Annotated in this window: 21 protein-coding genes and 1 riboswitch; of the genes, 12 read left to right on the top strand and 9 right to left on the bottom strand. The window is 64.3% G+C overall.

The annotated features are described in order from the left end of the window. Window positions 1–62: 62 nt before the first annotated feature. Window positions 63–956 carry a sulfurtransferase gene (locus QUV25_RS16150; protein ID WP_300865462.1) on the bottom strand — a complete coding sequence of 298 codons (894 nt, stop codon included), beginning with the start codon at window positions 954–956 and terminating at the stop codon, window positions 63–65. Window positions 957–1,472: 516 nt separating this feature from the next. On the opposite strand from QUV25_RS16150, the gene QUV25_RS16155 reads away from it, so the two are divergent. The 9 genes from QUV25_RS16155 (at window position 1,473) to QUV25_RS16195 (ending at window position 6,616) form a co-directional block, all read left to right on the top strand. Further along, window positions 1,473–1,811: a hypothetical protein gene (locus QUV25_RS16155; protein ID WP_300865463.1), complete on the top strand. Its 339-nt coding sequence runs from the start codon at window positions 1,473–1,475 to the stop codon at window positions 1,809–1,811. Between the two features lie 99 nt (window positions 1,812–1,910). Continuing rightward, complete coding sequence (locus tag QUV25_RS16160; protein ID WP_300865465.1) at window positions 1,911–2,414, top strand: hypothetical protein; 504 nt, start codon at window positions 1,911–1,913, stop codon at window positions 2,412–2,414. Between the two features lie 568 nt (window positions 2,415–2,982). After that, window positions 2,983–3,534, top strand: a complete 552-nt coding sequence (locus QUV25_RS16165) for a GNAT family N-acetyltransferase (protein WP_300865466.1) — start codon at window positions 2,983–2,985, stop codon at window positions 3,532–3,534. Window positions 3,535–3,626: 92 nt separating this feature from the next. After that, window positions 3,627–4,352, top strand: coding sequence for a hypothetical protein (locus QUV25_RS16170; protein WP_300865467.1), 726 nt, complete (start codon window positions 3,627–3,629; stop codon window positions 4,350–4,352). Window positions 4,353–4,363: 11 nt separating this feature from the next. Continuing rightward, the gene (locus tag QUV25_RS16175) at window positions 4,364–4,651 is read left to right on the top strand and encodes a DUF1330 domain-containing protein (RefSeq protein ID WP_300865468.1); all 288 of its coding nucleotides are present in this window, start codon (window positions 4,364–4,366) and stop codon (window positions 4,649–4,651) included. 69 nt (window positions 4,652–4,720) lie between these two features. Next, window positions 4,721–5,104: a VOC family protein gene (locus QUV25_RS16180; protein WP_300865469.1), complete on the top strand. Its 384-nt coding sequence runs from the start codon at window positions 4,721–4,723 to the stop codon at window positions 5,102–5,104. A 39-nt stretch (window positions 5,105–5,143) separates the two neighbouring features. Further along, complete coding sequence (locus tag QUV25_RS16185; protein WP_300865470.1) at window positions 5,144–5,533, top strand: VOC family protein; 390 nt, start codon at window positions 5,144–5,146, stop codon at window positions 5,531–5,533. A gap of 82 nt (window positions 5,534–5,615) precedes the next feature. Next, on the top strand, window positions 5,616–5,864 hold the full coding sequence (locus tag QUV25_RS16190; protein WP_300865472.1) for a hypothetical protein: 249 nt from the start codon (window positions 5,616–5,618) through the stop codon (window positions 5,862–5,864). Further along, window positions 5,861–6,616 (top strand): hypothetical protein, encoded by a 756-nt coding sequence (locus tag QUV25_RS16195; RefSeq protein WP_300865473.1) that lies wholly within the window; start codon window positions 5,861–5,863, stop codon window positions 6,614–6,616. Before QUV25_RS16190 ends, QUV25_RS16195 begins: the two co-directional genes overlap by 4 nt. Window positions 6,617–6,688: 72 nt before the next feature. On the opposite strand, the gene QUV25_RS16200 is transcribed toward QUV25_RS16195, so the two are convergent. Next, window positions 6,689–6,907, bottom strand: a complete 219-nt coding sequence (locus QUV25_RS16200) for a hypothetical protein (RefSeq protein WP_300865474.1) — start codon at window positions 6,905–6,907, stop codon at window positions 6,689–6,691. Between the two features lie 334 nt (window positions 6,908–7,241). Here QUV25_RS16200 and QUV25_RS16205 point away from each other — a divergent pair, with 334 nt between their 5' ends. Further along, complete coding sequence (locus tag QUV25_RS16205) at window positions 7,242–8,807, top strand: PQQ-dependent sugar dehydrogenase (RefSeq protein ID WP_300865475.1); 1,566 nt, start codon at window positions 7,242–7,244, stop codon at window positions 8,805–8,807. A 5-nt stretch (window positions 8,808–8,812) separates the two neighbouring features. On the opposite strand, the gene QUV25_RS16210 is transcribed toward QUV25_RS16205, so the two are convergent. Then, entirely contained in the window at window positions 8,813–10,426 is a 1,614-nt protein-coding gene (locus tag QUV25_RS16210) for a sigma 54-interacting transcriptional regulator (RefSeq protein ID WP_300865476.1), read from the bottom strand. Window positions 10,427–10,513: 87 nt separating this feature from the next. Continuing rightward, window positions 10,514–10,621: riboswitch (S-adenosyl-L-homocysteine riboswitch) on the top strand. Window positions 10,622–10,645: 24 nt separating this feature from the next. On the opposite strand from QUV25_RS16210, the gene metH reads away from it, so the two are divergent. Next, on the top strand, window positions 10,646–13,432 hold the full coding sequence (metH, locus tag QUV25_RS16215; protein WP_300865478.1) for a methionine synthase: 2,787 nt from the start codon (window positions 10,646–10,648) through the stop codon (window positions 13,430–13,432). Between the two features lie 119 nt (window positions 13,433–13,551). Continuing rightward, entirely contained in the window at window positions 13,552–14,406 is an 855-nt protein-coding gene (locus QUV25_RS16220; RefSeq protein WP_366945688.1) for a zinc ribbon domain-containing protein, read from the top strand. 49 nt (window positions 14,407–14,455) lie between these two features. On the opposite strand, the gene QUV25_RS16225 is transcribed toward QUV25_RS16220, so the two are convergent. The 6 genes from QUV25_RS16225 to QUV25_RS16250 all read right to left on the bottom strand — a co-directional run bounded on the left by QUV25_RS16225 (window position 14,456) and on the right by QUV25_RS16250 (window position 20,875). Continuing rightward, window positions 14,456–16,468 (bottom strand): gamma-glutamyltransferase family protein, encoded by a 2,013-nt coding sequence (locus QUV25_RS16225; RefSeq protein ID WP_300865481.1) that lies wholly within the window; start codon window positions 16,466–16,468, stop codon window positions 14,456–14,458. Window positions 16,469–16,606: 138 nt separating this feature from the next. Continuing rightward, entirely contained in the window at window positions 16,607–17,545 is a 939-nt protein-coding gene (locus QUV25_RS16230; RefSeq protein ID WP_300865482.1) for a D-hexose-6-phosphate mutarotase, read from the bottom strand. Window positions 17,546–17,553: 8 nt separating this feature from the next. Next, window positions 17,554–18,531: an AEC family transporter gene (locus QUV25_RS16235; RefSeq protein WP_300865483.1), complete on the bottom strand. Its 978-nt coding sequence runs from the start codon at window positions 18,529–18,531 to the stop codon at window positions 17,554–17,556. 132 nt (window positions 18,532–18,663) lie between these two features. Then, a complete protein-coding gene (locus QUV25_RS16240) occupies window positions 18,664–19,056 on the bottom strand; it encodes a glutathione S-transferase N-terminal domain-containing protein (RefSeq protein ID WP_300865485.1) in 393 nt (130 codons plus the stop codon). Between the two features lie 12 nt (window positions 19,057–19,068). Next, the gene (locus QUV25_RS16245) at window positions 19,069–19,593 is read right to left on the bottom strand and encodes a DUF1993 family protein (RefSeq protein WP_300865487.1); all 525 of its coding nucleotides are present in this window, start codon (window positions 19,591–19,593) and stop codon (window positions 19,069–19,071) included. A 457-nt stretch (window positions 19,594–20,050) separates the two neighbouring features. Beyond that, window positions 20,051–20,875 (bottom strand): hypothetical protein, encoded by an 825-nt coding sequence (locus tag QUV25_RS16250; protein WP_300865488.1) that lies wholly within the window; start codon window positions 20,873–20,875, stop codon window positions 20,051–20,053. Between the last annotated feature and the right edge of the window lie 327 nt (window positions 20,876–21,202).

Genomic DNA, 21,202 nt, shown 5'->3' on the forward strand with positions numbered 1-21,202 from the left:
CTGTCTCCGTGGGTCAGGTTGGGAAAAAAAGAAAAAGAGAGAAAAGGGCGACCGGCCTGGCCTCAGGCAGCCAGGGCGAGCTTGGCCGGCGGCGCGATCTGGGTCACCTGCGGCTGCCCGGATTCGATCGGCAGGCTGGGGTCGCGCGACCACTCGTTCCACGAGCCGAAGTACATGCGCACGTCGCTGAAGCCCGCCTGCTTGAGCGCGAGAAAGGTGTTGGACGCGCGCGCGCCCTTGAAGCAATACAGGTACACCGTGTCTTGCGGCGCGATGCCCGCGCTGGCGCACTCGGCCTTCACCTCGTCCGGCGTCTTGAACACCGGGCCCTGCGCAGAGGGCTTCATGAAGCGGTACCACTCGATCCACACCGCGCCGGGCAGGCGGCCCTTGCGCGGTGCGAAGTCTTTGCCATAGGGCGAAGAGCTGTCGCCGATCCACTCGTCCACATCGCGCACGTCGAGCAACACCGTGTCGCTGCCCAGCGCGGCCAATACATCGGCCTGGGTCAGCATCACGTCGGTCATGGGCAGCTCGGGGAAGGTGGCCGGCGTGGGCGCGGCCGCGGTGGTGGACACCGGCAGGCCCGCGGCCGTCCAGGCGCTGAAGCCGCCGTTGAGCACCTTGATCTTCGGGTAGCCCAGCCAGGTCAGCAAGTAGTAGCCGCGGCAGCTCTGGCCGTAGCCGCTGTTCATCGCGTCTTCGTAAAACACCGCCGTCTCTTTGCCCGACAGGCCGGCATCGCCCAGCGCTTTGGCGAACGTGGCCTTGAGTTCCTGCAAGCCCTCGGGCGTGGAGGTGGCGAGGAAGGTGAACACTTCGCGCAGGTTCACCGCGCCGGGAATGTGGCCGGCAGCAAACGTGTCGGCGTCGCGCGTGTCGATCACCACCACCGGTTCGGTGGCTTGCAGCGTGTTCAGTTGATCGGGTGCGATCAGGACGGCAGAGATGCTCATGGGGAACCTCGCAAGACAGGGGGCGGGCGGAATGGCCTGCGTTCTGTTTCGCAACTGCCGTGCCAGCGCGGCGCGCAGCCGGGCCGGCGCGCGCAAGTGCCTGATTTCGCGGGGTTTCCGGCGTGGGCGCCTGAGGATGTGTTGACCAGCGAGCCCGTTCACCACCGCCACTGTGTCGACACAATGTCGACACAGTGGCGGTCTGGCGTCAGGGGCGGGGTGCGCGGGACCTGGTGGCTGGCGTCTTCGGTGTCAGGGGGACCACCGGCTGCTGAAGGCCCTGAGCGGTCTTCCGTCCTCGATCCCTCATTCGCCGACCAGGGGTTGCCGGGTGCCTGCAGGGTCTGCCATTCGTGTCCACGGCTCGCCGCTACACTGCTTCGCAGACGGCAACCAAGACCAGTCGGGTTTGCCGTTTTTGTTATGCCTGTTCATGCATCCAGATTGATGCTGTACATGATTGATTTAAATAGACTTTTGGAGGAGTCATGCGACTTTGTTTAACGACTGCGTCCGATGTTATCCGCCGTTTTGCGGGATACATCTAAGTTAAAAATCATGGATCTCTCGCCCGTAGTTGCTTGGTCGGTTCCTTTGTTTGGATTGTTCCTGGCCGGCATGTTCGGCAGGAGCCGGGTGAAATCAGGTTCGACCTCAATCTGGGGCGCCGCCTTTTTTGTAGCGTTGATTCTGGGGTTCGTTCTGATGTTCGTGCAAGTTGCATTACATAGCACCTGTGTCGAGATCAAGGCTTGCGTATACCGAGGTGACGGCAATATGAGTTACTGGTTTCAGTCGTTCTTCGCGATCCCACTCTATTGGCTGGTGGGCAGCGTTTGGCAGATGAAGCACTGAATATGATTTTTAACAGGACGCTCGGCACGGACACGCCGCATCAGATAGCCGCTTCGCGGCGCTTGCTGCGTGCCGGGCAGCTTTGACGTTAGACCTCTCATGGACACGCCGACTAGCTACGATGCCTTGTGCGAGCAACTTCGGCGATTTGACCCAAAGCAATTAATCGCGGTGGAGGGCTTTTGCTTGTCTGGAAAGTCAATGCTTGCCGATGACCTCGGTCGGGACATTCCTGCACAGGTTATACATACAGATTCGTACAGCACCCCGCGAGACAATCCACCCCCCTATACCCAAGGGGTGAACGTGGCGCGGTTGAAGCAAGCGATGGACGACCGCGACATGAGTAAGCCGTGCGTCATCGAGGGTATTTGCCTTCGTGATGTCCTGGCACTATGTGGCGTCTCCGCGGCCATTTTTGTTTACATCAAGCGAGTCGGCGCAAACGGCCTTTGGTACGACCAGTACCATCTTGAAGATTACGAGAGTGGAACCGGAGTGGCCGGCGACGAAGAAGAACCTCATGCCAGTGATCTCGCCTACCATGTAAAGGCTCGTCCGCATGAGCACGCAGATTTTGAGATACGCCGTGTCGAGGACTGAGAGGTCTAACAACGCGTTGCAGGCGACGCGCAAGAAGCAGCGCGCGCCTGAACGTGGACGTTTGGCCTTTTGATGTTTGGCATATTCAAGCGTCGAAACTGGAAGCCGCAAGTGATTGGCGATCTGAGCGGTACCTCCAATGGCATTAGCGTGCTGCTCCGGAACTTTCCTTGCCGCGTCGACGATGCGGACGGCTCAAGGACATATGCGTACGGTGACTTTGGCTCAGAGTTTCTTCAGGAGCTTTCTGACCATCAACTCGGCGATTTCGATCTCGTAAATCGGACCATATCCTCTGGGGCCGAGAAGTCTGTGTACGTAAAGTTGCGCGACCTCGCACCTTTTGAGGTCCGAGTATCTGGCCGGATCACGGGCAAACGAGACCAGTTCTACTCTGATCTTGCTGATGCCCTGATAGAAGCATTTAGATCGCAAAGTATCAAGCCATGACCACGCTAGATTGGCCTAACAGGTCGGCCCACGCGGACACCCAACACCAGGCTGCCGCTGCGCGGCGCCTGTTGTATGCCGGTGGCCTCCGGCGTTATGCGTCACTGCTCAATAGGCGATGGCAGAGCTAATCGAATTTGAAACTGATCGCCTTTCTCTACGCCAGTGGCTTTCAAGAGATCGCGATCCTTTCTTCGAGCTCAACTCCGATCCGAAAGTCATGGAGTATTTCCCCTCTTTGCTCACTCGCGAGGAGAGTGATCGAATGGCTGATAAATGCCATTCACTTATCACTGAGCGGGGCTGGGGCTTCTGGGCTGCCGAGTTGAAAGAATCAAATCAATTCGTCGGGTTCGTCGGCCTCCACATTCCATCGGATCAGCTTCCGTTTTCTCCGTGCGTAGAGATCGGGTGGCGTTTGGCATACCAGCATTGGGGTAAAGGGCTGGCGACCGAGGCGGCCAACGGCGCTCTGAACGTCGCGTTTGAAGTTCTACATCTGAGAGAAATCGTCGCTTTCACCGCAGTCGGGAACTACCGTTCCCGCGCAGTTATGGAACGCCTTCGTATGCAGGAGTCCGGCACTTTTGACCATCACCAAGTCCCGGAAGGCAGTGCGCTTCGCAAACATTGCTTGTATCGTCTCGCGTATGAAACCCGTGACGCATAACCCTCACTCCACCTGACGTTCGCCAGCCGGCTACGCCGTCTGTCGCCCGCAGGTGAGCTCAAACGTTATCCCGCACCTGGATCCTCCGTATCGTGCTGAAGCTCCTTCGTTCGCTAGTCACGCCCAAGCAACCTGTTACAACCGACTCGGCGACCCCAACATTCCCACCGCCGCCCGTGGCCATATGGGCGGAAGGCTCGGTTACCTTCAGCGTCACCGAGAACCTGCTCAATGCCAACGGCTTACCTCTGCTTGACTGGAGCGCCGCTAAGCTGTGGGTCGATGGCGTCTCAGGTGAGGCATCGCAGGCCCATGCCTGGTCTGATTGCGAGCGTGCATGGCTCGAGCACTTGCGAGTCGCCCTTGGGCCCGAGTATCGGCTGCAAGAGCATGGCACTGCCTTGCTTCTCTCCACCCTGGAGAAGAACGTCGCCGACGCCGCGCTCGCGTTCGTCAACAAGACGCTTGAGCGAGTCGTGCGCATCCTTGATGGTGTTGCACATGTACCTGAGTGGGGCCATGACATCCTCGTCGTATTCGACGACGACGACACCTACTACAAGTACGTCGCCGACTACTACCCCGAGGGCGGCGAGTTCGCCGGAAGCGGAGGCATGTACATCAACGCAGGATGCGGCCACTTCGCGACCGTAAAGGCTGACCTGCGTGCCATCGAGCCTGTCATCGCCCATGAACTGACCCACGCATGCCTTGGCCACCTGCCCATACCTGCGTGTAATCGGGGTCAGATTCCAATTGCGAGGTGCAATCGGGGTGCAATCGGGGTCAGATTCCAATTTTGCAAAACCTCAACTTGAAATCCACGTCAATGAACAACGCCTACGTCGTCGGTCAAATCACGGTGAAAAATCCAGAACTGTGGGCTGAATACCGAGACCAGGTGTCAGCCACTTTGTCACCCTGGGGCGGTGAGCTGGTTTTTCGGGGCCAACAAGCGGCGGCGCTGGCCGGCGAGAACCCTCACGCCAGCATTGTCGTGATCCGTTTTCCGAGCGTGGCAGCGGTGAACGGTTGGTTTTTGTCGCCTGCCTACCAAGCGCTCATTCCGCTTCGCCAGCAAGCGGCGGACGTGGTCTTGACGTCCTACGAAGCGTAGAGTCTGGCTGGCCGCAGCGCGGGCAAGGCGCCCTGTTTGGTTGGCACCCCACCCCTGGAGACCCGGCCCATGAACGTGATCCTCGGCACCGTCATCCTTTACGCCCGCGACATGCACAAGACCGCTGCGTTCTACAGCCAGCACTTTGGCCTGGTGACCACGGGTGAGGTGGTGGAAGGGCTGATTGAGCTGCAGGCGCCCGGCGGTGGCGCGGGCATCCTGATCCACCAGGCGGCGAAGTCGGTCAAGCTGGGTCAGGTGGGCGTGAAGCTGTCTTTCCACGTGCCCGATGTGCCGGCCTTTGCACAGGCCGCCGAAAAGAAGGGGCTGAGGTTTGGGGCCGTGCATCAGGCCAACGGTTACCTGTTCGCGAATGCCAAAGACCCCGACAACAATTCCGTGAGCATTTCCAGCCGGGCCTTTCGCTTGCGGCCTGAAAGCCCAGAAGCCTGAAAACCGCCGTCAACTTCCCTCAGACGCCAAGGTGCCCTCATGACGTTCTCGCGCATCCTGACCAACATCTGTTCCGACCGTTTGAGCGAGAGCCGGGATTTTTACGTTGCGCTGTTGGGGTTTGAAGTGAACTACGACAGCGACTGGTATGTCCAGCTGCGTTGCCCCACCAACCCAGAGCTGGAGCTCGGCATCATTGACCGAACCCATGCGCTGGTGCCCACAGGCTTTCAGAACGCACCCACGGGCGTGTATGTCACCTTCGTGGTTCCAGATGTGGATGCCGTCTTCGCCAAGGCCAAGGCTTTGGGTCTGGCCATCGTCCAGGAGCCCAGAAACGAGTTCTACGGTCAGCGGCGGTTTCTGACGGTCGACCCGAATGGCTGCCTGATCGATGTGTGCAGCCCGTGGAGCGAGAGCGAGCGATGAACGCGATCTCGGCCCGCAAGCGCCCATGCCGCTTCGTGGGCGCTGCGTTTGCTGCTAAATTGCAGCGAACCGAGGTAACCCCATGAAGCTGACGGAAGAATCCATGAGCGTGTTGGAGGCTGGCATTCCCAAGCTGGCGCAGGGTGCTTTCCAGCGCGCGCACTACCAGGCACTCACCCGCAGCGGCAAGGTGGTGCGTGCCGTCAACGGCCAACTGGTCGAGACGTTTGCTGATGGCACCGAGACGGTGATGCGCACCATCCACAGCCCGGTGAGGTTCACCATGGGCGCCAAGTTCAAGCTCAAGCGCCGTGTGACCACTCCGGAATGAGCGCCGTACAGCCCCGGCTGCGCATGTTTGCCGGCCCCAACGGGTCGGGCAAGAGCACGCTCAAGGATGAACTGGACGCCGCATGGCTGGGCGTCTACGTCAACGCCGATGACATCGAGGCCGACATCCGCGCTCACGGGTTCGTGTCGCTGGCGCCCTATGGCATCGCCACCATCCAAGACGAGCTGCTGGCCTTTTTTGCCGGCTCCACTTTTCTGCAGCAGCAAGGCTTGATGGCTGAAGCGCAAAAAATCCGGCTGGTGGAAGGGCGGGTGGTGTTCGACGGCGTGGCGGTGAACTCGTACTTCGCCTCGGTGCTGGTGGACTTCATTCGCCATGACCTGTTGCGCCGCAAAGAGTCGTTCACCTTCGAGACGGTGATGTCGGCGCGCGCCAAGGTGGACTTTTTTTGCCGCGCCCGCGAGCAGGGCTTCAAAACCTACCTGTATTACGTGGCCACTGAAGACCCGGAGATCAATATTTCACGGGTGGCCCACCGGGTCTCGATGGGCAAACACGATGTCCCCCGGGACAAGATCATCGAGCGCTACCACCGGTCGCTGGCGCTGCTGGCCGACGCCGTGACCTGTGCCGACCGGGCGTACGTGTTTGACAACTCCGACAGCGACCGCGTCTGGGTGGCCGAGGTGACCGATGGCGTTGACCTGGAACTGAAAACCGACCTGGTTCCGTATTGGGTCAAGACGGCGCTGCTAGACAAGTTGGTGGACGACGGGGCTGAGGCCGGATAGGTCGTCTTCAGCGCACCAGGGGCTTGCGCAACCCGCGCAGATGCATTTAGACGCATCCGCCCGGCGCCTTGTCTACCGGCACTCCACTCCGTCCGCATCCAGCGCCGGCGGGCGCATCAGGTCGGCGTCAATGCCCATCACCGCGCTGGCGCGTTCCACCGCCTGCCACAGGGGCGCGGGCATTTGCAGGATGGCGTCGGGCGAGTCGGCGTGGGCGATCCAGGCGCTGATTTGCTGGTGCTGATCGGTGGTGAGCAATTCCAGGCTCAGCATCTCGTCGATGGTTTTCATGGGCTCGTCGGGTCAAGGCGTGTGGGCGGCGGCCGTGCCTGGTGCAGGTCCGCGGGCGGTGATGGACCTGAGCTTACGGCAAGCGCCAGCGTCCGCTGGGTTGCGCCATGCAAACCCTGTGCCCGGCTCACCGCGGCGCGGCTGAGGTTGGGCCTACCGCTGCCCCGTCAGGGTGTGGGGCAGGCGGAGCGGGCTGCGGGGGTGCTGCGCCGTGCCTGCGTGCCGAAGGGGCGCCGAGATACCGGTTGTTTCATTTCGTCGCCGTTGCGCGCGGCGGCTCACGTAGAGTGTCGGCAGCGTCCAGCCCGGCGCGCACGGCCAAGCGGTTCCAGCCATGACACCCCAAGCTCACCCCACCGATCCCACCACTGCGCTCACCGTCGACACGCGAAGGCCCTGGCTGGCGCTCTTGACCCTGACGGTGGCGGCGGCGGGCTGCGGCGGTTCCGATGCGCCGCCGGCCGACACCACGGGCGCCGCGCCAGCGACCACTGCGCAGGCGCGAGGCCAGGCGCTGTTTGCGGCCACGGGGGTGAACTGCATCCAGTGCCACACCGACGCGGCGTCGCTTCGGCGCGATGCGCCCGATGCCGGCGCGCTGGCCGACCGCATTGCTGCGGCGGTGGGCGCCAACACGGGCCGCATGGGCGAGGCGCAGTTCGGCTATGCCAGCCTGTCGCGCGCCGATCTGCTCGACCTGTCGGCCTACCTGGTGTCGCGCTCGCCCGTGGCTTCCCCACCGCCCGCACCGCCGCCGCCGGCCCCACCACCGCCTGCGCCCGCGCCCACGGCGGCCGTGCAGTGCACCTCAACCGGTTCGACGGCGGTGCGCACCGAGCGCTTCACCAGCGGGCTGAACGGCCCGTGGGCGATGGCCTTCCTGCCGGACAACCGGGTGCTGGTGACGCAGAAGAGCGGCGGCATGGTGCTGGTGAGTGCCGACGGCGCCACGCGCACGCCGCTGGCCTGGGGCACGCCCGCGCCGCAAATTCGCGACGGCGGGCAGGGCGGCTTGCTCGACGTGGCGCTCGACCCCGACTTCGCCACCACGCCCTGGGTCTATTTCACCTACCAGGAGCCCGGGCCAAACAGCACCTCGGGCACGGCTGTGGCACGGGCCCGGCTGCAAGGCAGCGCGCTGGTTGACTTCCAGCGTCTGTACCAGCAGACGCCCAAGGTCGGCCAGGACGGTGTGCACTTCGGTTCGCGGCTGGCGTTCCGCAACGACAAGACCCTGTTTGTGTCGCTCGGTGACCGCGGCCAGGACAACCCGTCTGCCCCCACGCGCAACTTCGCGCAAAACCCGGCCACCTCGCTGGGCAAGGTGATCCGCATCCAGCGCGATGGCGCCATTCCGGTAGACAACCCGTTCCAGGGCGTGCCGGGCACGCTGCCGGAAATCTGGAGCCTGGGGCACCGCAACCCGCAAGGCCTCACCTTCGACGCCGGCACCGGCCAGCTCTGGAACACCGAACACGGACCGCAGGGCGGTGACGAGCTCAACCGCGTGCTGCCGGGCGCCAATTACGCCTGGCCACTGCGCAGTTACGGCTGCCCCTACGGCGCGCCGCAGGGCACGGCCTGCCGGGTGGGCGGCGGCACGCACCTGCCGCTCAACGGCACCACCTTCAACGAGCCGGTGACGTTCTGGGCGCCCACGTCGATGGCGCCGTCCAACGTGATCGTCTACCGGGGCTCGGGCTTCCCGGAATGGAACGGCCAGCTGATCATGGGTGCCCTGGCTGGTTCGCAGCTGTGGCGCGTGGCGCTCAGCGGCAACGCGCTGGCGTCGTGCCAGTCGCTGCCCATGGGCCAGCGCATTCGCGACGTGCGCCAGGGCCCCGACGGCTGGATCTGGGTGCTGACCGACAGCGGCGAGATCCGTCGCGTGCTGCGCTGAACCGCTCAGCGCAGCCCCGCCTTGCGCAGGCGGTAGCTGAACTGGCGCAGCGTGAGCCCCAGGCTTTGCGCGGCGCGGGTCTGGCTGCCCTGGTGGCGCAGCAGCGCGTCTTGCAGGGCTTGCGGGCTGTGTGAGCCGGCACTCTGGTATTCGCGGACGTTGCTGGTGGACGAAGGCAAGGGCATGAGCGTGGGCGGGGCGGCGCTGTTCGAGGGCATCGGCGCCAGGGCTTCGGGCATGAAGCGCTCCAGCGCTTCGGCGCTCACCAGCGGGTGGTCGGCCAGCAGCACCAGGCGCTCGACCAGATTGCCCAGCTCGCGGATGTTGCCGGGCCAGTCGTGCGCTTCCAGCCGCGCCAGGGCATCGGGCGCGAGGTACACATTGCGCTGGTGCGCCTGGTTGGCGCGGCTCACGAAATGCAGGGCCAGGGCGCGCACGTCTTCGCGCCGCTCGCGCAGGCTGGGCAGGCGGATCGGGATCACGTTGAGGCGGTAATACAGGTCTTGCCGGAAGCGCCCGGCCTGCACCTCGCGGCCCAGCTCGCGGTTGGTGGCAGCGACCAGGCGCACGTCGGCCTGGATTTCTCGCGTGCCGCCCAGGCGCACCAGCGTGCCTTCCTGCAGCGTGCGCAGCAGCTTGGCCTGCAGTGGCAGCGGCAGCTCGCCGATTTCGTCGAGAAACAGCGTGCCGCCGTCGGCCTGCTCGAACCAGCCGGCGCGCGCGGCGGTTGCGCCCGTGAACGCCCCGCGCTCGTGGCCAAACAGCTCGCTTTCGAACAGGGTTTCAGGAATGGCCGAGCAGTTGACCTTGATGAACGGGCGGTCGCGCCGGCCGCTGGCCAGGTGCACCGCGCGGGCGAACAGTTCCTTGCCGGTGCCCGACTCACCGAGCAGCAACACCGTGGCCTGCGACTGCGACACGCGCTCCAGCTCGCCCAGTGCCTGCAGCAGCGGCGGCGATGTGCCGATCAGGCCGTAGCGCGCGGTGCGTGTGTCCAGCGCGCGCGCCAGGGCTTCGTTGCGGGCTTCGAGCTGGCGCGTCTGCTCGGCCACCAGCTGCTCAAGCTGCAGCAATTGCCCGGCGAGCGTGGCGAGGATGCGCAGCACGGCCAGGTCGTCGTTCAGATGCCGCTGGCGGCTGCGGATGCGGTGGCAGCCGAGCACGCCCACGGTGGCGCCATTGACGGCGACCGGCAGGGCGATGAAGGCCACGGTCTCCGGCGGCAGCTGGGCGCGCTGCACGGTGCGAAACAGAAACAGCGGCTCGGCGTCCACGTCTTGCACGATGGCGGGCAGGCCGCTGGCCAGCACGCGCCCGGTGATGCCTTCGCCCCAGGCGAAGGCGCCGCGCGCCACTTCTTCGGCGCTGAGGCCGTAGGCGTGGCGCACCGAAGCTGTGCGCGCGCTGGCTCCCGGCGCCGCGTCGTCCACCAGCACCAGGCGCCCGCGGTTCAGGCCGAGCAGCTCGCTCATCAGGTGCAGCATCTCGCGAAACACCAGGCCGGGCGCCAGGCTGCGCCCCACCAGCTTCATGACCTCGCGCATCAGCAGCAGCTCCTGGGCGCGCCAGTCGGTGCCGGGTGGCGGGGCGGCTTCAGCGGGTGATGGGGTCAGAGGCATGGCGCCAGTGCAAGCAAACATTGCACCAAGCCGGGGCTTGCGGCTGGCGAGCCAGAAGCCGCCACCCGTCCCCCGCTAAAATGGGCGCCTCTCAAGGAGCGCTGCAGCGCCGTGACCCTTCACGGCGCCAGGCTTGAGTCACCGGGGCATCCTGGCCCCCGCCGCTGCAACGGCCACCAACCGCGCTCACCAGCCCTGTGTCTGTCCCTGGTGAGCCCCATGCCCGAAGTTCTCTCGTCTGCCCCCGCTGTTCAATCGCCCGTGCCGCCCATGCTGCTGTCCGGGCTGGAGCCGGTGCGCATCGGCCAGACTTTTCCAGTTGGGGACAGCGCTGAAGGTCAGTCCCCAAGCGCTTCCTTTGTGAACGTCGGCGAGCGCACCAACGTCACCGGCTCCAAGGCCTTCGCCCGCATGATCCTCAACGGCGAATACGAGCAGGCGCTGGCCGTGGCGCGCCAGCAGGTGGACAACGGCGCGCAGATCATCGACATCAACATGGACGAGGCCATGCTCGACAGCCAGGCCGCCATGGTGCGGTTCCTGAATCTGATCGCTGGCGAGCCCGACATTGCGCGCGTGCCGGTCATGGTGGACAGCTCGAAATGGAGCGTGATCGAAGCGGGCCTGCAGTGCATTCAAGGCAAGGGCGTCGTCAACTCGATCAGCATGAAAGAGGGCGTTGAAGAGTTCAAGCGCCAGGCCAAGCTGGTCAAGCGCTACGGCGCGGCCGCCGTGGTGATGGCGTTTGACGAACAAGGCCAGGCCGACACCTTCGAGCGCAAGATTGAAATCTGCGAGCGCGCCTACCGCGTGCTGGTCGACGAAGTGGGCTTTCCGCCAGAAGACATCATCTTCGACCCCAACATCTTTGCCATCGCCACCGGCATCGAAGAACACAACAACTACGCGGTCGACTTCATCAACGCCACGCGCTGGATCAAGCAGCACCTGCCCGGCGCCAAGGTGAGCGGCGGTGTTTCGAACGTGTCGTTCAGCTTCCGCGGCAACGACCCGGTGCGCGAAGCCATCCACACCGTGTTTCTGTACCACGCCATCCAGGCCGGCATGGACATGGGCATCGTCAATGCGGGCATGGTGGGCGTGTACGACGAGCTGGAGCCCGATCTGCGCGAGCGGGTGGAAGACGTGGTGCTGAACCGCCGACCCGACGCCGGTGAGCGCCTGGTGGAAGTGGCGGAAAACGCCAAGGGCATGGCGAAGGACGAGAGCAAGAAGAACGAATGGCGTGCGCTGCCGATCCGCGAGCGGCTCACCCACGCGCTGGTGCGCGGCATGAACGACTTCATCAGCGAAGACACCGAGGTGATGTGGCGCGAGATCGAGGCCGAGGGCGGCCGCCCGCTCAACGTGATCGAAGGCCCGCTGATGGACGGCATGAACGTGGTCGGTGACCTGTTCGGCCAGGGCAAGATGTTTTTGCCGCAGGTGGTGAAGAGCGCGCGGGTGATGAAGCAGGCGGTGGCCCACCTGCTGCCATACATCGAGGCCGAGAAGCTGGCGCAGCAGGCGGCGGGTGAAGACGTGAAGGCCAAGGGCAAGATCGTGATCGCCACCGTGAAGGGCGATGTGCACGACATCGGCAAGAACATCGTCACCGTGGTGCTCCAGTGCAACAACTTCGAGGTGGTGAACATGGGCGTGATGGTGCCGGCCCACGAGATCCTGGCCAAGGCCAAGGAAGAGGGCGCCGACATCGTGGGCCTCTCAGGCCTGATCACGCCCAGCCTGGAAGAGATGCAGTACGTGGCGGGTGAGATGGAGAAAGACGCGCACTTCCGAGAAAAGGGCATTCCGCTGTTGATCGGCGGCGCCACCACCAGCCGCGTGCACACCGCGGTGAAGATCGCGCCGCACTACAGCGGGCCAGTGGTGTATGTGCCCGATGCCTCGCGCAGTGTGAGCGTGGCGCAAAGCCTGCTGGGCGACAGCCGCGTGCAGACCATCGCCGACCTCAACGCCGACTACGACAAGGTGCGCACGCAGCACGCCAACAAGAAAGCCGTGACGCTGTGGCCACTGGAGAAGGCGCGCGCCAACAAGGCACCGATCGACTGGAGCGGTTACCAGCCGGTGAAGCCCAAGTTCATCGGCAAACGCCAGTTCAAGAATTTCGACCTGGCCGAGATCGCCCGATACATCGACTGGGGTCCGTTCTTTCAGACCTGGGACCTGGCGGGCCCTTACCCCGCCATCCTTGAAGACGAGGTTGTGGGCGAGCAGGCCAAGAAGGTGTTTGCCGACGCGCAGTCCATGTTGAAGAAGATCATCGAAGGCCGCTGGTTGAGCGCCAATGGCGTGATCGGTCTCTACCCGGCCAACACGGTGAATGACGACGACATCGCGCTCTACACCGACGAGAGCCGCGGCCAGGTCGCGCTGACCTGGCACGGCCTGCGACAGCAGACCGAGAAGCAGGAGATCGACGGCGTGATGCGCCCCAGCCGCTGCCTGGCCGACTTCGTCGCGCCCCGGGGCGCGGCACAAGACTACGTGGGTCTCTTCGCGGTCACCGCCGGTCTGGGCATCGAGAAAAAAGAACAACAGTTTCTCGACGCACACGATGACTACAACGCCATCCTGTTCAAGGCCCTGGCCGATCGCCTGGCCGAGGCGTTTGCCGAGTGCTTGCACCACCGCGTGCGCACCGATCTCTGGGGCTATGCGGCCGATGAGGCCTTGAGCGCTGAAGACCTGATCAAGGAAAAGTACCAGGGCATCCGCCCCGCGCCGGGCTACCCCGCCTGCCCGGACCACTCGGTCAAACGCGCCATGTTTGCGCTGCTGGGCTGCCAGGACGTCGGCATGGGCCTGACCGAAAGCCTGGCGATGACGCCGGCCGCCAGCGTGAGCGGCTTCTACCTGGGCCATCCCGAGAGCACCTACTTCAACGTGGGCAAAGTGGGCGACGACCAGGCGGCCGATCTGGCGGCGCGCAGCGGCGTGGCCGAGGCCGAGCTGCGGCGCTGGATGGGGACCGGCCTGTAGGCTGGCGCCGCCGAAATCGACCGCCCATCGCGACCCTCGGGCCGCTGAACCGCGCCAGCGCTCGATGCCCCGGCAGGCCGTGATAGAACCCGCGCAAGACAGCAATGGGCGGATGAATCATGGCGTTGTGCGATGCGTGCGGGATGGACAACCGGGAGAAAGCGAAGTTCTGCCGCGGTTGCGCGCGCGCGCTGGTGGCGCCGGCTGAAGCGCCAGCCGCACCGGCGCCACCCCCCGGACCGGTGCAGGTGTGCGCGACCTGCCAGACCGCCAATCCCCTGGCGGCAACGGTGTGCAAATCGTGTCGCACATCGCTGGTGCCCGACTGGGTCGCTCCCCCGGCCCCGGTGTCCACGCAGGGTTCGAGCGGTGGCGCGACCAAAGCCGTGGCCCTGATCGGCCTGGTGTTGCTGGTGGGTGTTGGCGGCTGGTGGGGTTTGCGCGAAGCGGGCTCATCCGTCGCGGCGCCCACCGAAGCTTCCAGCGCGGTGGCCCATCAGGCAGCCTCGTTGCCCAGCCTGACGCCCACCGTCTCCGTCACCCAGACCACGGCGACCACAGCCACCCAGCCAACGCTCAGCGAGCGCGAGAACGAACAGCGCGCCCGTGACGAGCGCCGGCGTGTGGCCGCAGAGAAAAAGCGCCAGCAGGCGGAGCGTGAGCAAGTTGCTGCCGCCGAGCGCGAGCGCCTGGCGCAGGCTCAGGCGCAACAGCTCGCCGAGCGGGCCGCACAGCAAAAAGCCGCTCAGGAAGCCGCAGCCCGGGCCCAGCTGGCCCTGGCCAGAGCAGCGCCAGCCGCGCCACCACCACCAGCGGTCAAAACCGTGGAGCAGACCTGCGCCAGCAGCAGCAACTTTCTTGCGCGCGAGGTCTGCCGTTTCCAGACCTGCCGCGACGCCTCGTTCGCTGGCGATCCGGTGTGCGTCCGACACCGGGAAATCGAAGCCGCCAATCGGCGCGCGGCGGCGAACTGAGGGGCCCGATCAGGGCCCCTTTCACACATCGCTTGGGCGTGGCGGCCGATCAGCGCTCGCCGTCACCCAGCACCAGACCTTCGCGGCGGGGATCGGCGCCGCCTTGCAGCAGGTCCTTGCCGTCTTGCCTGATGCGAAGAATCGTGGAAACACCGCTGGACTGGGCGTTCACGGAAACCGTGTGGCCCAGAGCCCGCAGGCCGAGCACCAGGGCGTCTTGCCCCCCGCCGCTGGTGGCGTCGATGTTCGGGTGCTCGCCGCCGATACCGGTGGTGGCGCTGTTGCTGGAGCCGAAGTTGGGCAATGCCGTGGCCTGCTGGGCGTCCAGGCCCCAGTCCACCACGCCAACAACCGTCTTGGTCACGTACTGGATGATGTTGGCCCCGCCGGGTGAGCCCGTGGCCATGAGCAGGCTGTCGATCGAGCCGTCTGTGGCGCGCTTGAACACCAGCGTGGGCGCCATGGAGCTGCGGGGGCGCTTGAGCGGCTGGACGCGGTTGGCGATCGGGCCATTGGCGTCGCTTGGGGCGGACGAGAAGTCGGTCAGCTCGTTGTTCAGCAAGAAGCCGCGCACGAATCGGAAAGCTCCCATGCCGCTTTCGATCGTGGTGGTCATGGAGACCACGTTGCCTTGGGCATCCACGATGGACACGTGCGAGGTGCCCTTGCCTTCCTGCGCACTCTGGCCCATGGCCATGGCGCCAGGGAAGGTGCCCGGCTGTGCCACCCCGAGGCTGCTGTCGAAGCGGATCAGGTTGGCGCGGCTGCGCAGGTAGTCTTTGTCCAGCATGCTGGACACACCATTGCCTGGCAACGGCACGAAGTCGGTGTCGGCCACGTAACGGTTGCGGTCGGCATAGGCCAGGCGCTGCGCTTCGCTCACCAAATGCACGCCGAGCACGCTCGGCTTGCCGCCGTAGAGGTCGATGTTGGTTGGGCCAAAGGCGTTGAGCGCGTAGTTTTCCAGGATGCCCAGGGACTGCGAAACGGCGATGGCACCGGACGAAGGTGGTCCCATGCCGCAGACTTTGTAGGCGCGGTAGTCGATGCAGACCGGGTCGCGTCGCCTGGCCTCGTAGCCGCTCATGTCGGCCAGCGTGGTCAGGCCGGGCGTGAGGCTCAGCGTTGGCGTGGCGGCTGGGCCCACTGCCGTGCGCGCGATCTCGTCCACGATGTCTTGTGCGACCGGGCCAGTGTAGAAGGCGGTGGCGCCCTGGCTGGCGATGGCTTGCAGGGTGGCTGCGTAGTCGGGGTTGCGGATGGTCGTGCCCAGAGTGCGTGGGCTCAGGTCGGGGTTCAGGAAGTAGGCCACCGCATCCGCGTCTTGCAGCAAGTCGACACGAGCGCCCGAAATGGCGTCGGCCATGCGGCCGCTGATGGAGAAGCCGTCGGTGGCGAGCTGGATGCCGGAATCGAAGAGGCCTGCCCATGGCTGGCTGCCGTGATCGCCATGCAGCATCTCGAGCACGCGCACTGTGCCTGGCGTGCCGATGGAGCGACCGCTGCGGCGCGCATTCGGTAGCGGTGCCGTTTGCTGGGTGTCGCTGATCCAGCGCAAGTAGTCCTCAGTGGCTGCAGCGGGCGCCGTCTCGCGGCCATCGTAGGTTTGCACGGTCTTGGTGGCTGCGTCGTAATGCACAACAAACGCGCCACCACCGATGCCGGAGGATTGCGGCTCGACCAGGCCCAGCACCATCTGCACCGCCACGGCGGCGTCGGCCGCACTTCCGCCCGCTCTCAGCACGTCACAGCCGGCCTTGGTGGCCAGCGGATTGGCGGTGACCACCATGTAGTTTTTGGCTAGCACGGGCTGAATGCCAAGGCGGAAACCGGACGACGGTTCGGGCAGGGCGGGGTCGCCGGGCAGGCCAGAGCCCACCACCACGGTGCTCGTGCCGGAAGGCGCCTCGCAGGCGGTGGAGACCGCGGCGGGTGGTGGAGCTGGTGCGTCGCTGCCACCACCGCAGGCGGCAAGCAGACCGACCAGCAAGGTGGTCAGCAACGCGGGTATCGGGCGTCGGGAATTGGCCTCAATGTCCGAACATTTCGTGAGATTCCGCATGCTTGTCTCCAGTTTTTGTTGAAGGGGCAATGTAGGAGAGTCCGGTTCATAGCGCAAGGAACTTCGGCGACACCTTTTGTCCCCGCGCCTCGCGGCAATGCGATTCCATGGGCGGCAGCGCGTGGCCGCCGAGTGCCCTCAAAGGTATGTTGGCGCTGGGGGGTCGGCGTCGAAGCTGGTAATGACGCAGGTGAGCGTGGCGACATCCCCGGGAGCGAGCGTCACCACCTCATCGCCCGCATTGGCAGTCTCCACACACACAAAGCGCCGGTGGTCACCTGGAGCCAGGTCGCTCAGGCGCGCCGCCACGGTATCGCCAGGGTTCCAGACCACGGCCGTGCGGCTGCCCTCGGCGCGGATGTGGATCTGCCGTTGCAGGTGGTTGTCGACCAGGGTCAGCTTGGGCGGTGCCAGCTGGTAGATGCGATCCACTTCGCCTTCAAACTCCACCTCGCCCACCTGCTGGCGCTCAACGCCTTGGGCGCCGGTCGCGTTGTCGAGGAAACGCGTGCCGGCCAGCCCCAGCAGCTGAGTGTGTGCGATGTCACCCACCACCAAGTAACTGTGCAGCGCTTGCGTGATCGCAAAGGTGGAGTCACCCGTGTTGTGCGTGCTCAGTTCCAGCCGCAGCTGCTGGCCAATGCGCACGCGCAGCTTCAGCCAAAACGCGTGTGGCCAGAGCGCCCGCGTGTCGGGCGTGTCTCGCAAGACCAGCTCCACAAGGACGCCTCCGTCGTCGAGCCGCTCGGTGCCGGTGAGCTGCCAGGCCGTGGTGCGCGCAAACCCGTGGTTGGGTAGGCCCAGGCCCTTAGGATCGGGGCCGAACCAGGGCCAGCAAATCGGTACGCCACCGCGAATGGCCTTGCCGGTCTGGTACACGGCGCGATCGCTGAGAAACAGCAGATCGGCTGCCTGGCGGTGCGGTTTGAAGCGCAACACCTGCGCGCCATGCAGGGCAATGCGCGCGGTGGCTTGGGCGCTGTGGATCTCGATGATGGGCAGGCCGCCAGCACCGGCCACGACGCGCAGCGCGTCACCCAGGCCGTGCGCCGCATTCAGGGTTTCAAGGTTTTCCATCGGGTACCTCAGGCGCCCACCACCCAGGCCACCACCGCCAGCCAGAATGGGGCAGTCAGCACAAACACCAGCGTCGACACCGTGATGGCTGACGTGGTCTCCGCTTCCAGCACCTGGTAGCGCTGCGCGAACAGCAGCGGGTTGCTGCCCGAGGGCAGGGCCGCGGCCATCACCACCACCGTCAGCGGCAGCGCCTCCAGACCAAACACCCAGTGCCCCACCACCAGCACCACCGCCGGCATCACCATCAACTTGACCATCACCAGCGCCGCCATGCCTCGGCCCGTGAACACGAAGCCGTACTGATTGAGCGACACACCGAGCAGCACCAGACACAGCGGCACCACCGCCTGCCCCAGCTGCACCAGCAGCTCGTCGATCAACGAGGGAACGCCAATGCCGCTGGCGTTCACCAGCAAGCCCGCGATGATGGGCAGCACCACCGGGTGGATTACTGTGGCTCGTGCGGTGTCGCGCAGCAGCCGGCCCAGGTGGCCGTCGGCCAGCCCCTGGCGAGCGCGGTCGCGCGCCAGGGCCAGTTCCACCTGCGCCGTCATGAGCGTGAGCAGCGTGAGCGCGTGCAGGCTCACGATGGTGAGGTGGATCGCAAGCCCCGCCTCGCCCAGCACCGCGGCGGCCACCGGTATGCCGAGCTGCACCGAGTTGCCGAAACACGCGGTCATGGCGCGAACCCCCGGCGCCGCAGGAGAGGCATGGGCCACGCGACGCTGGTTCCACACCACCACAGCCAGCATCATGGCCCAGGTCGGCACGAAAAACACCGCCAACGCACTCCAGGGCATGGCCGAAAAGTCCATGCGCGACGCGGTGCGAAACAGCAGCGCCGGCACAAACAGGTAAAACGCTGCGTTGCTCAGCGTGCGCGCCACGTCGCCCGGTCCCAGCCAGCGCAGCCGCGCCGCGCCCCAGCCCAGCGCCACGATCAGGCCCATGGCCAACAGTTTGAGCAGGACGGAAGTGGCCATGCTGGGGATTGTGGCAGCGCGGTGGGTGGTTGCCGGCGACTGCAGGCCGGACCTTCTGTCCCGAATCCTTCAGAACCTGACGGGGATCAACAGAAGCCCCCTTGCACACCAGCCCGCCCGATGGATCGTCCCTCAGACCTTCTCGAAGCGCGCCTGCAGGTAAGCCATGATGGCCGCAGAGTCATAAAGCCATTGGCTTTGCCCCTGGCCGTCGCTGATCTTGAGGCAGGGTACCTTGACGGCGCCACCGCCTTGCAGCAAAGCCGTCCGGTGGGCGGTGTCGTGCTGTGCATCGCGGCGCTCGATCGGCAGCGAGAGGCGGCGCATTTCCTGGCGCACCTTGATGCAAAACGGGCAGGTCTGGAACTGGTACAGCGCCAGGTTCTGGCACTGCTGGTTCACCACCGCTTGCTGGTCGGGTTCCCGCGCCATGCCCTTGGGCCGGGTCAGCCGCTCCTTGAGCAGCATGACCGGTCCCAGCACGGTGCGCAGGGTTCGGAAGAAGGCGCGAACAACCGATTTCATGGGGCTCACCTTTCAGGCCGCAGGCGCCTGCTCGCCCAGGAGGAAATCGGCCTTGCCCAGGTCCACGCCGGCCTGGCGCAGCAGCGCATAGGCGGTGGTGACATGGAAGTACACATTGGGAATCGCCCAATGGCTCAGGTAGGCATCGGCCTTCATGGTGCGGGTGGCGTCCTTGCCCACCGGGAAGGTCACCTCTTGCGCCTCGCGCCCGTCGAAGGCGTCCGCAGGCAGCGTGGCGAGCCAGGCCAGCGTCTTGGCGATGCGCTCCTGCAACTGGGCCAGCGTGGTTTCGTCATCGGCAAACTTGGGCGCTTCCAGGCCGCTCACCCGCGCCGAACCATTCTTGGCGGCATCGCAGGCGATGCGCACCTGCGCGGCCAGGGGCAACATGTCCGGCGCAAGACGCAAGCCCACCAAGACCTCCGGGCTGAACTGGCGCGCCACCGCGTTGGCTTCGGCCTTCTTCAGGCAGTGCGCCAGGTTGGCCAGCGCCGTTTTGAAAATGGGCAGAGATGAGCTGGTGAGGGTGGTGAACATGTTTTGGGCGGTAGGGGAAAAAGAAGGTGGGCGGAGTCTGGCACAAAGGCGCCCCCACCACGTGGCGCCGGGCATCCACCAGCGCGGTCTCGCGTCTGCTGGCGGTGGCCGGGGCCTATCAGAGCCAGCGCGAGAAGATTTTGTCGTGCTCACCGTTGGCTTTGGCCAGGTGTGTCCCTTGATCGATCATGCATTGAAGATCCCATCAGCCCGGGGCCGCAGCACCCCATTTCGCCTTGTTGCTAAGGCTTGTCCGGGATCACGGCACACACCTGGTGCCACGATGAGCGCTGTGGCGAGCAGCTTGAACTGACGGAAGTGACCGCCGGGGATGGCGGCAGGGCAGTAGGGTGGCGCTTGCGGCGGATCTGGTGTGTCTCGTCGATGGGGGGTGAGGCTTCAGGGTTAGATGAATTGGAATCTGACCCCAGTTTCCCAGTTTCCCCTCGCTGTTAAATTATTTCGATTTACTTTGAGCCCAGAAATAGCCGGGAACATGGGCGGTATTAACGTACCCGATCAGTCCTGAGAAGTATGGTATCAAATTGTCAACTTGGCCTGACCATATTGGAAAGTTGTCATGCAATCGCACAGCATCAAATAAATGAAATTCACTTTCCAGCACTACCTCCGTTCCCGAGCCAGATACTCGATGACGCATGGGCTTCAAAAGCGATAGGTAGAGATCGTTGACTTTTTGGTCCTTGGCCAGCAGACTGCCATCGATTTCCAAGGTTCTATTGATTGTATAATCATTTATATCTGTCGCTCTATAATTCAGGCATTCCTGAATACCTGAACTTCGAAACCTGCATTGCGTTTTGGATACAAATAATTTTTTTCTTCTAAATGTTTGATCTATTTCAACAAGTCGCTGCTCTGAAGCAACGTAGGCATTTCTGAAGACTATTCGTCTTTCCTTGGCCACGCCAAACGTACCCATATACAACCTGTCGGAGAATTCGTCCATATAAGGCACCGAACCTCCCCGCAATGGGTTGCCGTAACAACCCTCGGGCGCTGAAGGGTCGGGTGCAGGGGGAATCTCTTTGATGCCTGCAATGGCAGCACCGGGTGCCAGTACTTGGCCGAGCCTGGGGTAGATGGGGAGCACCGGATCGAAGCGAAACTTGAACACCTGATCACGCGCGGCCCAGTAGACGTAGCCCTTCTCGCCGCCTTTGCAGCGGGCTGGGTCAAAGGACTTCGGTTTGCTGGCCTCTTTGGACGCACCAGCGGGTTGCGAGGCACTGGGTGGCGAGACCTGATTCGATGGTTTCACAGCCCCTGGCGAGCCCGCGAAACCTAACTGTGGCGCGACGCACAGTGCGGCGACAAAAGCTGCTTGAGCAGAGATGGCGGTGAGCTTCGAGCGTAGGAAATGCTTGTACCCATTCCAGTCAGAAGGGGAGATCTGAAACCCGCGCTGGCGAGCAGCAGGCCGGAGACGAGGTGGGGGTGAGGACTGGAAGGTGCAGCAGGCATCGTGATAATTATCGATATAGCGTAGACCAGTAAAATTGGGCTGTCGAAAATCAATTAAGCAGGGATGGAAATGAACTCAATGAATATCTTTCTCCTCTGGAGCAAAAGTACCTTTGTACGCATT

Origin of the sequence: Hydrogenophaga sp. (assembly GCF_030373245.1) — a bacterium.
Lineage (GTDB): Bacteria > Pseudomonadota > Gammaproteobacteria > Burkholderiales > Burkholderiaceae_C > Hydrogenophaga.

Coding starts and splice junctions, on each gene's coding strand:
- QUV25_RS16150 (WP_300865462.1), bottom strand. CDS start 956: ATGAGCATCTCTGCCGTCCTGATCGCACCCGATCAACTGAACACGCTG.
- QUV25_RS16155 (WP_300865463.1), top strand. CDS start 1,473: ATGTTATCCGCCGTTTTGCGGGATACATCTAAGTTAAAAATCATGGAT.
- QUV25_RS16160 (WP_300865465.1), top strand. CDS start 1,911: ATGGACACGCCGACTAGCTACGATGCCTTGTGCGAGCAACTTCGGCGA.
- QUV25_RS16165 (WP_300865466.1), top strand. CDS start 2,983: ATGGCAGAGCTAATCGAATTTGAAACTGATCGCCTTTCTCTACGCCAG.
- QUV25_RS16175 (WP_300865468.1), top strand. CDS start 4,364: ATGAACAACGCCTACGTCGTCGGTCAAATCACGGTGAAAAATCCAGAA.
- QUV25_RS16180 (WP_300865469.1), top strand. CDS start 4,721: ATGAACGTGATCCTCGGCACCGTCATCCTTTACGCCCGCGACATGCAC.
- QUV25_RS16185 (WP_300865470.1), top strand. CDS start 5,144: ATGACGTTCTCGCGCATCCTGACCAACATCTGTTCCGACCGTTTGAGC.
- QUV25_RS16190 (WP_300865472.1), top strand. CDS start 5,616: ATGAAGCTGACGGAAGAATCCATGAGCGTGTTGGAGGCTGGCATTCCC.
- QUV25_RS16195 (WP_300865473.1), top strand. CDS start 5,861: ATGAGCGCCGTACAGCCCCGGCTGCGCATGTTTGCCGGCCCCAACGGG.
- QUV25_RS16200 (WP_300865474.1), bottom strand. CDS start 6,907: ATGAAAACCATCGACGAGATGCTGAGCCTGGAATTGCTCACCACCGAT.
- QUV25_RS16205 (WP_300865475.1), top strand. CDS start 7,242: ATGACACCCCAAGCTCACCCCACCGATCCCACCACTGCGCTCACCGTC.
- QUV25_RS16210 (WP_300865476.1), bottom strand. CDS start 10,426: ATGCCTCTGACCCCATCACCCGCTGAAGCCGCCCCGCCACCCGGCACC.
- metH (WP_300865478.1), top strand. CDS start 10,646: ATGCCCGAAGTTCTCTCGTCTGCCCCCGCTGTTCAATCGCCCGTGCCG.
- QUV25_RS16220 (WP_366945688.1), top strand. CDS start 13,552: ATGGCGTTGTGCGATGCGTGCGGGATGGACAACCGGGAGAAAGCGAAG.
- QUV25_RS16225 (WP_300865481.1), bottom strand. CDS start 16,468: ATGCGGAATCTCACGAAATGTTCGGACATTGAGGCCAATTCCCGACGC.
- QUV25_RS16230 (WP_300865482.1), bottom strand. CDS start 17,545: ATGGAAAACCTTGAAACCCTGAATGCGGCGCACGGCCTGGGTGACGCG.
- QUV25_RS16235 (WP_300865483.1), bottom strand. CDS start 18,531: ATGGCCACTTCCGTCCTGCTCAAACTGTTGGCCATGGGCCTGATCGTG.
- QUV25_RS16240 (WP_300865485.1), bottom strand. CDS start 19,056: ATGAAATCGGTTGTTCGCGCCTTCTTCCGAACCCTGCGCACCGTGCTG.
- QUV25_RS16245 (WP_300865487.1), bottom strand. CDS start 19,593: ATGTTCACCACCCTCACCAGCTCATCTCTGCCCATTTTCAAAACGGCG.